This is a genomic window from Serratia sp. HRI, from assembly GCF_010119335.3.
In the GTDB taxonomy this organism is placed as follows: Bacteria; Pseudomonadota; Gammaproteobacteria; order Enterobacterales; family Enterobacteriaceae; genus Serratia; species Serratia nevei.
The window spans coordinates 2050924-2064948 of record NZ_CP083690.1 but is presented as its reverse complement, the minus strand read 5'-3'; the positions used below and the strand labels follow the sequence as shown (position 1 = coordinate 2064948).

Below are 14025 nucleotides of genomic sequence, written 5' to 3'. Positions count from 1 at the left end.
GTCATGGCATAGGCAATCGGGAGTGCGGCAGTGAACAACGAAATCGAGTCCTTAACCTACTACGCGGCGACCAAAAAATACGATCTGCGCTTCCCGACGCTGGAAGAGGATCTGGACGTCGACGTGGTGATCATCGGCGGCGGCTTCTCCGGCATCAACACCGCGCTGGAGCTGGCTGAGAGGGGCATCACCAACATCGCCATTCTCGAAGGCCGCTATCTGGGCTACGGCGGTACCGGGCGCAACGGCGGCCAGGTGATGGCCGGCATCGGCCACGATCTGGAGAAGATCAAGCGCCACGTTGGCCCGGCCGGGCTGGAAACCATCTTCAAAATCAGCAACCTCGGCGCCGGCATTATCCGCGAGCGCATCAAGAAATATGACATCGACGCCGACTTCTGCTTCGGCTACGGCTATCTCGGCAGCAACGCGCGCCAGGAGAAGACCCTGCGCGGCTGGCTGAAGGAGTTCAAGGCGGTAGCGCCGCAGGAGGAGATTGAGCTCTACACAGGGGCGGAGGTGAAGCAGGTGGTGGGCTCCGACGCTTACACCTGCGCGCTGAAACACATGGGCGGCGGCCACGTGCATTCGCTCAACCTGCTGCTGGGCGAGGCCAAGGCGCTGAGCGGCTACGGGGTGAAAATCTTCGAGAACAGCAGCGTGCTCAACGTGGAGTATGGCCCGCGCATCACGGTGCGTACCGCCATGGGCTCGGTACGCGCCAACAAGATGCTGTGGGCCTGCAACGGCTTCCTCAACGGCATGGAGCCGCAGATCTACCGCAAGACCATCAATACCTACGCCTTCCAGCTGGCCACCGAGCCGCTGTCTGACGATCTGATCCGCCAGATCAGCCCGATCCGCGGCGCCTACAGCGACATCCGCCCGGTGATCGACTATTACCGGGTGACCAACGAAAACCGGCTGCTGTTCGGCAGCGCCACCCGCTTGATCGAATATTTCCCGTCGGATCTCAAGGCCTGGAACCGCAACCTGATGCTGAAGGTGTTCCCGTACCTGAAAGACGTGAAGATCGATCTGGCCTGGGGCGGCCCGCTGTGCTGCAGCGCCAACCTGTTCCCGCAGATTGGCACGCTGCCGGATCGCGATAATGTGTTTTACGTACAGGGCTACTCCGGCTTCGGCGTGACGCCGAGCCACATCGTGTGCAAGGTGTTGGCGGAGGGCATGAGCGAAGGATCCGATCGTTACGATCTGATGAGCTCGATCCCGCACGTCAACATCTTCGGCAAGGACAAGCTGCGGCGGGTGATGACCACCGCCGGTAAGGTTTGGCACCAGACATCCGGCTACTGGAAAGGCCGCCGTTAACCCTCAGAGGAGAATCACATGAAACCGTTACTGCTTAAACAACCGCTGCCGGAACTGCTGGAGATCGGCAGCGTCAGCAACCTGGGCGCCACGGTGATCGCTGGCACGCCAAACGTCGGCGTGGCCAGCATTTTCGGCGAACCGACCGACAACCTGAACTGCGGCGTGTTCAGCTGCACCCGCGGCAGCTTCGTGATGGAGTATCCGTTTGCCGAGCACGCCACGGTGTGGGAAGGCTGCGCGACCCTGACCAACGAACGCACCGGCGAATCGGTGCAGTATCAGGCAGGCGATTCCTGGTTCGTCGAGAAGGGCACCCCGGTGCGCTGGGACATCACCTCGGATCGCTTCGTCAAACACTACCTCGCCATCGTCGAAGGCTGACGCCGTCATGCCCCCCTCGGCCCGCTGAGGGGGAACGCCTTAGCCTAACGCCCGCGCAATAAAATCGGTCACCCGCTTGAGGATTTGATCCTTATTGGTTTCGTTAAAGCTCTCGTGCCGCCCGCCCGCATTGATCATCCGCTCGAAATCGTCGCCGCGCAGACGATCGAGCGCGGTTTGCGTTTCGCTCATCAGCACCAGCCGATCGTCGTCGCCGTGGATCCACAGCGTGGGTAGCGCGCCGAAGCTCGGCCCGGCGTTGATGGCGGCGAGGATCCGCTGCATGGCGCGCAGGGTGGGGCGCTTGAACGGCCCGTGCCACACCAGCGTATCTTCCTGATACGCCGCGCCGACCGCCGGATCGCGCGCCAGGGTGGCGGTATCCAGCGGCGCGTCGGGGAGCGTCGGCAGTTCGGCCAGATCGGAGATCGCCGTTCTGTCGCCAAGCAGCGGGCCGGACAGCACCAGCGCACGCACCTCCTCGCCGTACCGCTGCACGTAGCGGGTGGCGATCATGCCGCCCATCGAGTGGCCGATCACCACCAGCGGCAAGGTGGAGTATTGCTGCCGGAAATGGCTGACCACGCGCTGCACGTCGTCGACCACGGCGTCATAATCCTCGATCAGCACGCGTTCGCCCTGCGACAGGCCGTGGCCGAGATGGTCGGGGCCAAACACCCGCGCGCCCTGCGCCTGCAGCGTGCGCGCCACGTATTGGTAACGGCCGAGATGCTCGCCGTAGCCGTGTATCAGCAGCGCCAGATAGCGCGGCTGGTCATTTCCCCAGTCGTGCACGGCGATGTCGCCGTGACGGCCTTTGATAAAGCTGACGGTTTGTTCGGACATGTTATTGTTCTCATGGTGGTAGGGTTGCCCTTCAGCGTAGCGGCTGGCGGCGAGGTTGTCAGGGGCGCCGGGTGCGGCGCCCGCAGAGAGGAGGTTACAAACCGAACTGGCGCGCCAGCTCGTCGAGCGCTTCGCGCTGGAAGCGGTTGAAGGCGTCGCGCGGCTGCTGTTGCTGGATAAACGCCAGCAGCGGATCCTGCACTTCAGTGCGCACGCCGCTCAGCTGTTCCATCACCGCCAGCCCGCAGAACGGCACGTAGGATTCGGCGTAGCCGCCTTCGTGCACCATCACCAGCTTGCCGCCGCACAGCCGGTCGGCGGCGTCCTGCACCAGCGCGGTCATGGCGCGGAAGCTGTCGCTGTGCAGCTGCATGCGCGCCAGCGGATCGAGGGCGTTGGCATCGTAGCCGCAGGCGACGATGATCAGCTCCGGCTCGAATTTTTCCAGCGCCGGGATGATGATGCGCCGCATGGCGTGCAGGTAGCCGTCGTCGCCGGCGCCGGCCAGCATCGGCACATTAACGTTGCAGCCTGCCCCGGCGCCTTCACCGCGATCCCGTTCGCCGGAATAGCCCGCCGGGAAGCAGCCGTCCTGATGCAGCGACAGCGTCAGCACGTCGCCGCGCTGCCAATAGATGTGCTGGGTGCCGTTGCCGTGGTGCACGTCCCAGTCGAGTACCGCCACCTTGCCGAGGCCATGGCGGGCCTTGGCGCGCTCGATAGCGATGGGAATATTGGCCAGGAAGCAGAAGCCCATCGATTGATCCGGCAGGCAGTGGTGGCCCGGCGGACGCGACAGCGCATAGGCGTTATCCAGCTCGCCCTGCAGCACCGCCTCCACCGCCGCGCAGGCCAGCCCGGCGGAGAGCTTGGCGATTTCATAGCTGCCCGGCCCCAGCGGCGCTTCCTCTCCCAGCAGGCCGCCGCCGCTGTCGCTCACCTGTTTGAAACGCTGCAGGTAGTGGGCGGGGTGAATGCGCAGCAGGTCTTCTTCCGTCGCCGGTTCGGCGCTCAGCAGGGTGAGCCGGCGCGACAGGCCGGACACGTCCATCAGGTTCTTCATGCGCCGTTTGGTTTCCGGCGACTCGGCGTGGCCGGCGCCCGAAGGCGGTTGCACCCAGCCGCCGACCGGCAGGGTGGTGGCGTGCAGGCCGGTGCTGTGCCAGAAACAGCGCTCATCAAACAAGAAACCGGTTGTTCTTTTCACCTTTCTCCTCCTGTTATACGGCGCGGTCCGCGCGGTGAAGCCAGCGAAATCAACAGCAGCGACAGCAGCGCGCAGCCCAGCGCGCCGAACAGCAAGGCGTTGAAACCGCCGGAAAATTCGATCAGAGAGCCGGCCAGCGTCGGGCCGATGGCCATGCCGCCGCCGATCACCAGGTTGATGCCGTTCATCAGCTTGCCGTCGTTATCCAACCCGGCGACCCGCGCCAGAATGAACGGCAGCACGAAGGTCCAGGTGAATTTGAACAGTAGAGCGGCCAGGGCGAAGCGCAGCAGCAGGGGTTGGCCTGTCAGCAGCGCCACGCTGGCCAGCAGCAGGGCGTACCCCAGCACGATCAGGCGTGCGCCGCCGAAGCGCACGCCGATCAGCGCCGCAGCCCCCGCGCCGGCGATGCCGAGCAAGGTGGCGACGGCCAGCACCTGGCCGCTGTGGGCCGGCGACAGCCCGGCGCCGGCGGCGATGCCGCCGATAAAGGTCCAGACCGCGCTCAGGCTGATGTAAAAGGTCAGCACCGCCAGCACGGCGCACAGCTTGCGCGCCGGCGAGGCGGCGGGGCCGCTGCGGGCGGTGCGGGCGGCGGTGAAACCGTTGGGGAACGCCGGGATGAGCGGCAGGCAGCACAGCATGATGGCCGCCAGAATCAGGTAGACCGCCATCAGGCCGAAGTGCGCGAACAGCGGCGGCAGCACCAGCAGCCCGACCGCGCCCAGCACTAGCTGGCCGAGCACCCAGAAGGCATAGACTCGACTGGGATTGGCGGTGCCGGCGGCGCAGGTGATGCACAGGATCATCAGGGTGCCGCCCGCCAGTGAGGCGATAAAGCGCAGCGGCAGCAGCAGGGTAAAATCCTGCACCAGCGCCGAAGCCAGGTTGCCGACGATAAACACCAGCGCCGACAGCGTAGCGACCCGCCGCCAGTTGATGCGCCCGATCCACCACCACGCCGGCAGCGTGGCCAGGCTCATGGCGCCGAGTTCGGTGGAGAACAGGTGGCCGATCTGCGCCGGGCCGAGCTGCCATTGTGCGGCGAGCTGGGCGGCCACGGCGGGGGCGGTCATCAGAATGCCCGGCGCGATGGCGGCGAAGACGATAATGGCGGTCAGCAGCCGCGGCGGGCAGGGGAGCGCCGCGCCGACGGCGGGCGCGGAAACTGAATCACTGGACATAAACCTTTTCCCCAAGCGTTGAGTGACGATGAAATATCCCGCCCGGCCCGATTGCGGGCAGGGGGAGGCCGCGCCATAAATGGCGAATATGTTTTGGCATTATTTTCCGGCCGCCGGCAGCGGCGGCCGTTATCGGGCGTTAACCGTGGGCGAGAAAGCCGCCGGCGACCAGTTCGGTGCGGTTCACCACGTCGGTTTTGGCGAAAATATTGCGCATATGGGTTTTCACCGTGGACAGCGAAATGCCCAGCTTCAGGGCGATGCGCTTATTGCTGGCGCCTTCGCGCACCATGTTGACGATCTCTTGCTCTTTGGCTGTCAGCAGCTGCGCCTCGCCGTCGGGCAGCAGATCGCGCGTCGCCAGCTCGATCAGCGGCAGCACCGCGCGCAGGCGGCCGCGCTCCACTTCAGTGAACGGCGTATCGCGGATCAGCGATACCCCGGCGACGATGCGCTTGCGCTGGCGGATGAAGATCTCCGTCATGTCGCGCATGTCGTTCGGCAGCATAAAGTCGTGGTAATAGCGGCGGTTGCCGGCGATCGCCGCCGGGCTCATGCCGACCATGGTGATGTCCTGGCGATGGAAATTGGCCGGCTGCAGCGGATCTATCTGCTGGAAGTGGTTCAGATACTGCTGATGCGTTTTATCGGGCATGCCGTGCAGGATGTAGTGATCCGGCCGCAGGTCGCGATCGACCAGATAAAACACCCCGGCGGACACCGGGATCAGGTGCGTGATGGTCGCCAAACAACTGTTGATAAAGGCATCGGATGCGGTGCTGTGCATGATTCGTGTTCCTCCCTTTATCATTCAATCTGGAGAAGGTTGGCGGTCAAGATATGAACGATACAAGCATAGTTGTAGCAATTTGGCAACACAATAAAAACATATTAACAACGTGAGGTGGGTTGCAATAAAATACATAAATAACAAATAAAAAGTCATGCTTTTTAGATGGTTGATCGGTTTCGAAAAGGTACATTTGTTAATGTATTAACTATCTGCGAATACTTTTCCTTTGAACTTAAAGATTTTTTTCTTGCAGCCAGTCGCTGTTCTATCATTTTCCTTGGGATATGGTAATGCTAGGGAAGGGAATGTCTCGTTCTTAGGAACGATTGCAATTGCATTTGATGTCTCGTTTGCCACGAGTGGGCATGATGGCACATTGAGGGGCGGCGTCGCGGGCGATGGACCCAATGATGGTGTTGAAAGAGGAAATGGATACGATTAAATCTGGCATTCGATTGATATTTCAGAACACTATTCTGATTTTTGTTGTCAGAATAGCGGGCTGCACAGGGTTTTATTGATTCCATTTTTACACTGATGAATGTTCCGTTGCGCTGCCCGGATTACACCAGTGTCAGCAAGCGCGCAAAGTCGGTTAATGTCAGTTTCAAAACGTTCACCCGGGGTGAAATCGCGCATCTGGTGATTGATTCCACCGGGCTGAAGGTCTTCGGTGAAGGCGAGTGGAAAGTCAAAAAGCATGGCCAGGAACGCCGCCGTATCTGGCGTAAGCTGCATCTGGCAGTTGACAGCAACACACATGAAATCATCTGTGCAGACCTGTCGCTGAACAATGTGACGGACTCAGAAGCCTTCCCGGGTCTTATCCGGCAGACTCACAGAAAAATCAGGGCAGCATCGGCAGACGGCGCTTACGACACCCGGCTCTGTCACGATGAACTGCGGCGTAAGAAAATCAGCGCGCTTATCCCTCCCCGAAAAGGTGCGGGTTACTGGCCCGGTGAATATGCAGACCGTAACCGTGCAGTGGCTAATCGATAAAAATGCTCTATAGTTTCTTATTGGTTGGTTGGTTGGTTGGTTGGTTGGTTGAATGAAATGAAGCCATATATGGATTAAGAAATGACGAGGTGCTCATGTGGCTGCAGCATTGATTTTTTATAAAAATCATTTAGTTAAGCTGGGCGCGGTAGCGTGCCTTTTTTATCTGTGGCAGAGGGTATTCATTTTAATTGCGAGATTTCTCTATGTTTCTATGATTTTTAAGACATGAATCATGTTTACGAAGTGGTGGCTGATGGGATAACTATTTAAATTAATCTGTAGGCCATTTAGATGAAAACTGGAAATTAAACAATGTGAAGAGTTAGATTGTGAATATTAGTGTGTTAAAAAACTTCTCCTGGATGGTCATTGAAAAGATCGTGTCAGTTTTTGGACTGATTTTTGTTACGTCTTATGTCGCTAAGTATATTGGGCCATCCGCTTTTGGTACAATGGCTTTTGCTATCTCAGTTTTTGGAATTGTTCAAGCTGTTTCCTTGTTTGGGACTGAGACCATAATTTTTAAACGAATGAGTAGCAATGAGCGCTCCGGTATTCGGCTCATGCTGTCGGCAAAAAAATTGAGGCGAAGTATCTTCTTTGTGCTGGCAACGGTATTAATAATCTATTTTTATTTCATGACAGATACATTGACGTTTGTTTTTTGCCTGGCTGCGAGTATTGCTGCCTATTTTTTTTCTCAGGATGTTATTGCCATTTATAACGATGCGGCTTTGAATTCTAAGTTTAATGCTTTTGCGAACGTTATTGGGCTAGGTGTCAGCCTGTTGCTTAGGTTGGTTGTTGTGCATGCCAATCTTGATATAAAGTTTCTGGCAATCCCTATTATTACTGTGGCCATTATTCCTTATTATATAAGAGTGTTTTTTTTTAAAGCGCGGCATAAAAGAATTAATGGGGATAGATTTAGGGATAGGCGCTATATTATATACATGCTATATGCTGGACTGCCATTGGCGATATCAGGGATATCAATTTCGATATATACTCGTCTGTCACAGGTATTGCTGGCTAAGTTTGGAACAACAGCTGAACTGGGGCTATTCGCGGCAGCCAATACGTTGGCCTCCTCTTGGGCATTTATTAGTCTGGCGTTTATTACCTCCTCGTTCGCCATCATTTATAAAGAGAGTGACAGAGAAAAATCCATTAATGAAGCTGCGAGATTAAATGGTATCGTGCTGTTATTTTGTCTTGTTACGGTTACATTAATTATCATTTTTGGTCGATTTTTCATAAGTGTGCTCTATGGTGAGCAATATAGGGATGCCTACCCTATCATGATTATATTGGCTGTCGCTACCGCTTTTTCAGCTATGGGGCCAGTAGCTTATCGTTATATAATTAAGGAGTCTGGGTATAAATTTATATCATACAAAACATTTTTTGTTTTCATTATTAATTTTCCGTTAAGCATGTTTCTAATTTCTCACTACAGTGTTTTGGGAGCTGCATATAGTATGTTAATAACAGAATTTATTTCATTGACGGCGTTGAATTATTTATTCAATCAAGGGGTTGTGGCCAGGATACACATTAAAACATTCAATCCTTTTTTGTATTTAAAAGGAAAGGTGCGTTAATTGTAGATGGAGAGGGTATTGGGTAAGTATTCTTTGTTTTTTCTATGAGGGTTTTTAATTTTTTTAATTCCGCTTTGTTGGTTACAGGTTGCAGGAATAATAAATAATAGATATTCTGATATGAACTGTTCTTTTCTCGGTAGCGTAAGTTTCCTGTGAAAATGCGAGTGCAGTTTCGATTTAGTCAGCCGTTTTTTGACTGCATTGCAGATTAGATGTAATTAGCACTTATCAGATTGGCGCTTGTCGAAAAATCTCCTGTTTGCCTTCACCGCCACCCATCTCTCTCACTCGTTCATCACTAAGCCCTCATCCTTAAGGACGATAGTCAGCATTTTCCTTTCCTCTCTATAGTGAGATTACCGCCGCTGGCGGTGAAAAACCTGCAAGCACCTGCATGCATCAGGCCAAAACTATAAGAGGAAATAACCATGAACCTGTCGTCGCGGTTGCACGCCCACCTGGCTCGAGGCAAGGTCGGCTTTCCCACCACCCTGGCCAGTTCGGTCGGGGTGATCATGGCCAGCCCGGTGATCCTGACGGTCACCAGCGGCTTCGGCATCGGCGGCGACACCTTCGCGCTGGCGATGCTGATCGCTTTCATCATGATGCAGGCGCAGCTCACCACCTTCTCCGAAGCGGCGGCGCTGCTGCCGACCTCCGGTTCGGTTTACGACTACATCTCCTGCGGCATGGGGCGCTTTTTCGCCATCACCGGCGCGCTGTCGGCCTACCTGATCGTGCACATCTTCGCCGGCACCGCCGAGACCATTCTCTCCGGCATCATGGCGCTGGTGAACTTCGAGCACCTCAATACCCTGATGGAAAGCCACAACGCCTCCTGGATGGTCGGCGTCGGGCTGGTAATCGTGTTCGGCCTGCTCAACGCGTTCGGCATCGAGGCCTTCGGCAAGGCGGAGATCGTGCTGACCTTCGCCATGTGGAGCACGCTGGTGATTTTCGGTATCGTCGGGCTGCTGTCGCCGCATGCGGTGCCGCTTGAGGGCTGGTTCGGCAGCACGCTGAGCCTGAACGATCCCTTCGCGGTGTTCAGCCTGATCGGCATGGCGATGTTCATGTTCGTCGGCTGTGAGCTGGTGACGCCGATGGCGCCGGAGATCAAGCGCTGCGATCGGGTGATCCCGCGCGCGATGGCGCTGGGGCTGTGCGGCGTGGCGGTGTGCATGGCGCTGTATGGCGCGGCGCTCAGCCACCAGGTGGAAAACGTGGTGATCGACGCCGCCAGCGGCACGCGCCTGCTGGAAACGCCGATGGCCATCCCGGCGTTCGCCGGCCAGGTGATGGGCCAGTTCGGCAAATACTGGCTGGGCGTCGGCCTGCTGTTGGCGGGCGCGGCGACCATCAACACGCTGATGGCGGCGGTGCCGCGCATTTTGTACGGCATGGCGCTGGACGGCGCGCTGCCGCGCATGTTCGCTTATCTGCACCCGCGCTTTAAGACGCCGGTGGTCGGTATTCTGGTGGCGGTGTTGATCCCCTGCGTACACGCCTTCGCCATTCAGGGCAACCTTGACAGGATCATTCCGCTGGTGCTGGCGGCGGTGTGCGCCTGGGGTGTGGCCTACCTGCTGGTGACCTGTTCGGTGGTGATCCTGCGCGTACGCCGCCCCGATCTGCCGCGCGCCTATAAATCGCCGTGGTTCCCGCTACCGCAGATCGTTTCCAGCGTCGGCATCGTGCTGGCCATCGTTTACATCACGCCGCCGGGAATGAACCCGAGCGACATCTACATTCCTTTCGGTTGGATGATCGGCCTGACCGCCGCCTATGCGCTGTTCTGGACGCTGTGCGTGCAGAAAGTGAATCCGTTCAAGCCGGTGCCGGTCGAGCAGGTGCTGGAGAACGCGTTCGCCAAGGGTGAAAACGAGGAGGCGCAGTTTGATCGGCTTACTTCCCTCACTTAATCGCGCCTGGCGGCGAGCGCCGTCGGGCTATCGGCCGGGCGCCGCGCTGGATCGTCTGGCGCGCAACCTGGAACCCTACGCGTGCGAACGCCTGGCGCCGAGCCTGCTGCGGCTGACGCTGCCGCAGGGGCCACAGATCGAGATCGGCGAACAGGTCCAGGGGCTGTTTATGGCGCATATCGTCAGCCACCGCTTTCGGTTGCAGGGCCCGTGCGCGATGCAGCTTCCGCTGACGCTGGACGTGGTGACCGGCGGCTGGCTGCGGCGGCGCGGGGTGCGTTATCTGCTGCGCCAGCGCCATGCGGCTGCGCAGCGGGTGCTGGACGGCCTGCAGCGTTACCCGCAGATCGGCGAGACGCTGGCGCAGCTGGATTTTCGCCGCGTGCGGCTGACGGTGAACGACGGGCGTTGGCAGGTGGAGATTGAGCATTTCGCCGCATCGGAGGTGGTCAGCCGTTTGCCGGCCGGCCGCCGCTACCTGCGGCTGGATGCCGAACAGCGGCGGCTGCTGTTGAGCAGCCTGCTGATGATCGGCCAACTGATGGAGAAGCTGAATCATGAATAGAGTGGTTGTGATTACCGGCGGCGGCACCGGCGTCGGCGCCGCCTGCGCCCGTCTGCTGGCGGCGCAGGGCGATCGGGTGTTCATCATCGGCCGCCGCCCGGAACCGCTGGCGGCGCTGGCGCAAGAGATCGGCGCGCAGGCGCTGGTGGGCGATGCCGCCAGCGGCGAGAGCTGGAACCACGCGCTGCTGCCGGCCATTCTGCGCGAAGCCGGGCGCATCGACTGCCTGATCGGCAGCGCCGGCGGAATGGGCTTCAAGCGCGTCACCGAGATGACCGACGCGCAGTGGCAAGGGGCGATGGACAGCAACCTCAACAGCGCTTTCGCCAGCGCGCGCGCCTGCCTGCCGGAGCTGATTAAAAGCGGCGGCAACCTGCTGTTCGTGGCCTCGATCGCCTCGCTGGCCGCCGGGCCGGAGGTCTGCGGCTACGTCACCGCCAAGCACGCGCTGATCGGGCTGATGCGCTCCATCGCCCGCGATTATGGCCCGCTGGGCGTGCGCGCCAACGCGGTGTGCCCCGGCTGGGTGACCACGCCGATGGCGGACGAAGAGATGCAACTGCTGATGGACGCCCATCAGATTTCGCTGGAGCAGGCTTACCAGATGGTCTGCCGCGACGTGCCGCTGCGCCGCCCGGCCAGCGCCGAGGAGATCGCCCGCGTCTGCCGTTTCCTGTGTTCCAGCGAAGCTTCAATCATTACCGGCGCGGCGCTGGTGGCCGACGGCGGCTCCACCATCGTCGATGTGCCGACCCTGGCTTTCACTTCCCTGTAAGGAGCATTTCCATGAGTTCAGAAGCGGTATTCATTCAGGTTGGCGCGCTGGCGGAAGGCTTTGCGCCGCACAGCAATACGCTGGAACGGCAGCACGGGCTGGCGGGCACCACGCTGACGCTGCGCTTTAGCGACGGCGCGACGCAGCGCTGCCGGTTTACCGACGAGCAGACGCTGGAGTGGGGCGAACGGCGCAGCGTCGCCTATCGCGCCACCAGCATTCGCCCCGGCGTGCTGTTCATCGATTTTCTCGATCCTGCCCGCGCCAACGCCAGCATTACGCTGGTATGCGACCGCAATCAGGGCAACTTCACCGCGGTGTACGGCCAGTTGCCGGACGAAGCGCAGGCGCGGCTCGACGCCTTCAGCCGGGTGGAGCAGGGGCTGCCGCTGACCGCGGTCGAGGCCGAATTCCGCTTCGGCACGCTGGATGACGCCGACGTGGCGCCACCGGGCTTTACCGATGAGCTGATCGGCATGCGCAACATGTACACCTACAGCCCGACCGAACGGTACGAGCACATCTACCTGAACGATAACTTCTACGCCTGGCAGTGTCTGGACGGGGTGGAGAAAGGGCTGGCGGACGTCGATCGCTGCCACTACGTGAAGGTGGCGGAGCAGCTTTATCTGTTCGTCTGGCGCGAGAAGATCATACCGACGCTGGGCGTGGTGATGATCGATCTGCAGGGCATGCGCACCGACGGCAAGATCCTCGGTTATCAGGGCAGCGATTTCAGCGCGCTGAGCAACTTTGCGGTCGGCGCCCATGCGCAGGTGTTGAACACCACGCGCCACCCGCGAGGATAGGGCGATGAGCGCAACCTATGCGGCCGACGCCTTTGCGGGGCAGGCGGTGCTGGTGACCGGCGGCGCTCAGGGCATTGGGCTGGCGATCGTCAGCGCCTTTGCCCGGCTGGGCGCGGAGGTGACGATCGCGGACGTGCAACTGCCGCAGGCGCAGGCGGCGGCGCAAACGCTGCGGGGTGAAGGGCTGAGCGTGCAGGCGCTGGCTTGCGATCTGGCCGAACCGGGGCAGATCGCTGAGCTGGTGACGGCGGTAGGTGAGTGGCATCAACGGCTGGACGTGGTGATTCACAACGCCGCTTACTTTCCGCTGACGCCGTTCGCCGCCATCGACGCGGCTCTGCTGCAACGCACGCTGAGCGTCAATCTGATGGCGCCGTTCTTTCTGGCGCAGGCGGCGCTGCCGTGGATGCGCCACCGGGGCGGCGGCTGCCTTCTGGTGACCTCGTCGGTGACCGGCCCGCGGGTGGCCTACCCGGGGCTGGCGCACTACGCCGCCTCCAAGGCCGGGGTGAACGGGTTTATTCGCGCGGCGGCGCTGGAGCTGGCGGCGGAGAAAATTCGCGTCAACGGCGTGGAGCCGGGGATGATCCGCACGCCGGCGATGGCCAACCTGGGCGACGCGCAGGTGAATCAGGCGATCGCCGCCTCGGTGCCGCTCGGGCGGCTGGGGGAACCGGAAGACATCGCCGCGGCGATGGTGTTTCTCGCCTCGCCGGCGGCGGCCTACATCACCGGCCAGACGCTGGTGGTGGACGGCGGTGCGCTGTTGCCGGAAACGAATGCTCTGCTTACCTGACGCTGCAGCGTTGTTGGCTGCAACGTCAATTAATTTGAGAATTCCGGTTGGTTAAATCACTGCTTGGCGGGATGCGCGGTGACGTTGGCGGGCAGGCTGTCGCCCAGCGTGATCAGCTCGTCCAGCAGCGTCATCAGCTGGTCCATTTTCTGCCGCGAGAAAGCGGCTTCAATCTCGGCGTAGCCCTGTTCCACCTGGTGGCGCGCCACTTCATACAGATCCTGGCCCTGCTGGGTCAGCGACACGTACAGCTTGCGCTGATCGTTGACCGGCTTCAGGCGGAAGATCAGCTTGTCACGCTCCATGCGCGACAGAATGCCGGTCAGGCTGGGGCGCAGAATGCAGGTTTCCGCCGCCAGCTCGTGGAATTCGATCGAGCGGCTGTTGGCCAGCACGCGGATGATGCGCCACTGCTGTTCGGTCAAATTGTGGCTTTTCAGGATCGGGCGGAAGAACCCCATGGCGGTTTCACGCGCCTGCAGCAGGGCGATGGTTAACGATTCATGCATAAGTTTGGCCTTAGCTATCAAGGTGTTCGTTGTTACGGCGCTCGTTATGGGGGCGCCTGCCCCGCAAAGCCCGATTTTGTTAATAACTTAATAGTAGCCAAAGTTACCCGTAGGGATAAAGCAAAAATGCGGGGCGCAGCGAAAAATGGCGATAAAAATGATTAATGCATTGAATAATCACGCTAATGTTCGTTATTTGTGAATATTTTGTTATCACGATCACAAATCACTCCAAGCGCATTGCGTAAAAGCTGCACAGCGTATAAAAGTAATCATTAATATGTTAATGAA

13 protein-coding genes and 1 pseudogene are annotated in these 14025 nt (G+C 59.4%); 9 read left to right on the top strand and 5 right to left on the bottom strand.

Annotated features, from left to right (window positions below):
- Positions 1–30: 30 nt before the first annotated feature.
- Both GF111_RS10040 and GF111_RS10035 read left to right on the top strand, forming a co-directional pair.
- A complete protein-coding gene (locus GF111_RS10040) occupies positions 31–1332 on the top strand; it encodes an FAD-binding oxidoreductase (RefSeq protein ID WP_038878391.1) in 1302 nt (433 codons plus the stop codon).
- Positions 1333–1350: 18 nt separating this feature from the next.
- The gene (locus tag GF111_RS10035) at positions 1351–1716 is read left to right on the top strand and encodes a cupin domain-containing protein (protein WP_047729073.1); all 366 of its coding nucleotides are present in this window, start codon (positions 1351–1353) and stop codon (positions 1714–1716) included.
- A gap of 39 nt (positions 1717–1755) precedes the next feature.
- Here GF111_RS10035 and GF111_RS10030 read toward each other — a convergent pair whose 3' ends face one another.
- From GF111_RS10030 to GF111_RS10015, 4 genes are all read right to left on the bottom strand, one after another.
- On the bottom strand, positions 1756–2562 hold the full coding sequence (locus GF111_RS10030) for an alpha/beta fold hydrolase (protein ID WP_147191737.1): 807 nt from the start codon (positions 2560–2562) through the stop codon (positions 1756–1758).
- A 94-nt stretch (positions 2563–2656) separates the two neighbouring features.
- Entirely contained in the window at positions 2657–3769 is a 1113-nt protein-coding gene (locus GF111_RS10025; RefSeq protein WP_047729069.1) for a class II histone deacetylase, read from the bottom strand.
- Positions 3766–4953, bottom strand: a complete 1188-nt coding sequence (locus GF111_RS10020) for an MFS transporter (RefSeq protein WP_102779609.1) — start codon at positions 4951–4953, stop codon at positions 3766–3768. The genes GF111_RS10025 and GF111_RS10020 overlap by 4 nt, the downstream gene beginning before the upstream one ends.
- Before the next feature lie 139 nt (positions 4954–5092).
- Positions 5093–5740, bottom strand: a complete 648-nt coding sequence (locus tag GF111_RS10015; protein WP_038878402.1) for a LuxR family transcriptional regulator — start codon at positions 5738–5740, stop codon at positions 5093–5095.
- A 504-nt stretch (positions 5741–6244) separates the two neighbouring features.
- On the opposite strand from GF111_RS10015, the pseudogene GF111_RS10010 reads away from it, so the two are divergent.
- From GF111_RS10010 to GF111_RS09980, 7 genes and pseudogenes are all read left to right on the top strand, one after another.
- Positions 6245–6745, top strand: a pseudogene (locus GF111_RS10010) (IS5 family transposase); the annotation flags it as partial.
- A gap of 335 nt (positions 6746–7080) precedes the next feature.
- The gene (locus tag GF111_RS10005) at positions 7081–8355 is read left to right on the top strand and encodes an oligosaccharide flippase family protein (RefSeq protein WP_047729065.1); all 1275 of its coding nucleotides are present in this window, start codon (positions 7081–7083) and stop codon (positions 8353–8355) included.
- A 431-nt stretch (positions 8356–8786) separates the two neighbouring features.
- On the top strand, positions 8787–10280 hold the full coding sequence (locus tag GF111_RS10000; protein WP_033648536.1) for an APC family permease: 1494 nt from the start codon (positions 8787–8789) through the stop codon (positions 10278–10280).
- Entirely contained in the window at positions 10255–10845 is a 591-nt protein-coding gene (locus GF111_RS09995) for a DUF3156 family protein (RefSeq protein WP_060434450.1), read from the top strand. Before GF111_RS10000 ends, GF111_RS09995 begins: the two co-directional genes overlap by 26 nt.
- A complete protein-coding gene (locus GF111_RS09990) occupies positions 10838–11620 on the top strand; it encodes an SDR family NAD(P)-dependent oxidoreductase (RefSeq protein ID WP_147190821.1) in 783 nt (260 codons plus the stop codon). Before GF111_RS09995 ends, GF111_RS09990 begins: the two co-directional genes overlap by 8 nt.
- 11 nt (positions 11621–11631) lie before the next feature.
- Positions 11632–12429, top strand: coding sequence for a molybdenum cofactor biosynthesis F family protein (locus GF111_RS09985; RefSeq protein WP_038878408.1), 798 nt, complete (start codon positions 11632–11634; stop codon positions 12427–12429).
- Positions 12430–12433: 4 nt separating this feature from the next.
- Positions 12434–13225, top strand: coding sequence for an SDR family oxidoreductase (locus tag GF111_RS09980; protein WP_147190823.1), 792 nt, complete (start codon positions 12434–12436; stop codon positions 13223–13225).
- Between the two features lie 56 nt (positions 13226–13281).
- Here the strand turns inward: GF111_RS09980 and hpaR are convergent, their stop codons facing one another.
- Positions 13282–13734 (bottom strand): homoprotocatechuate degradation operon regulator HpaR, encoded by a 453-nt coding sequence (hpaR, locus tag GF111_RS09975; RefSeq protein WP_004933183.1) that lies wholly within the window; start codon positions 13732–13734, stop codon positions 13282–13284.
- Between the last annotated feature and the right edge of the window lie 291 nt (positions 13735–14025).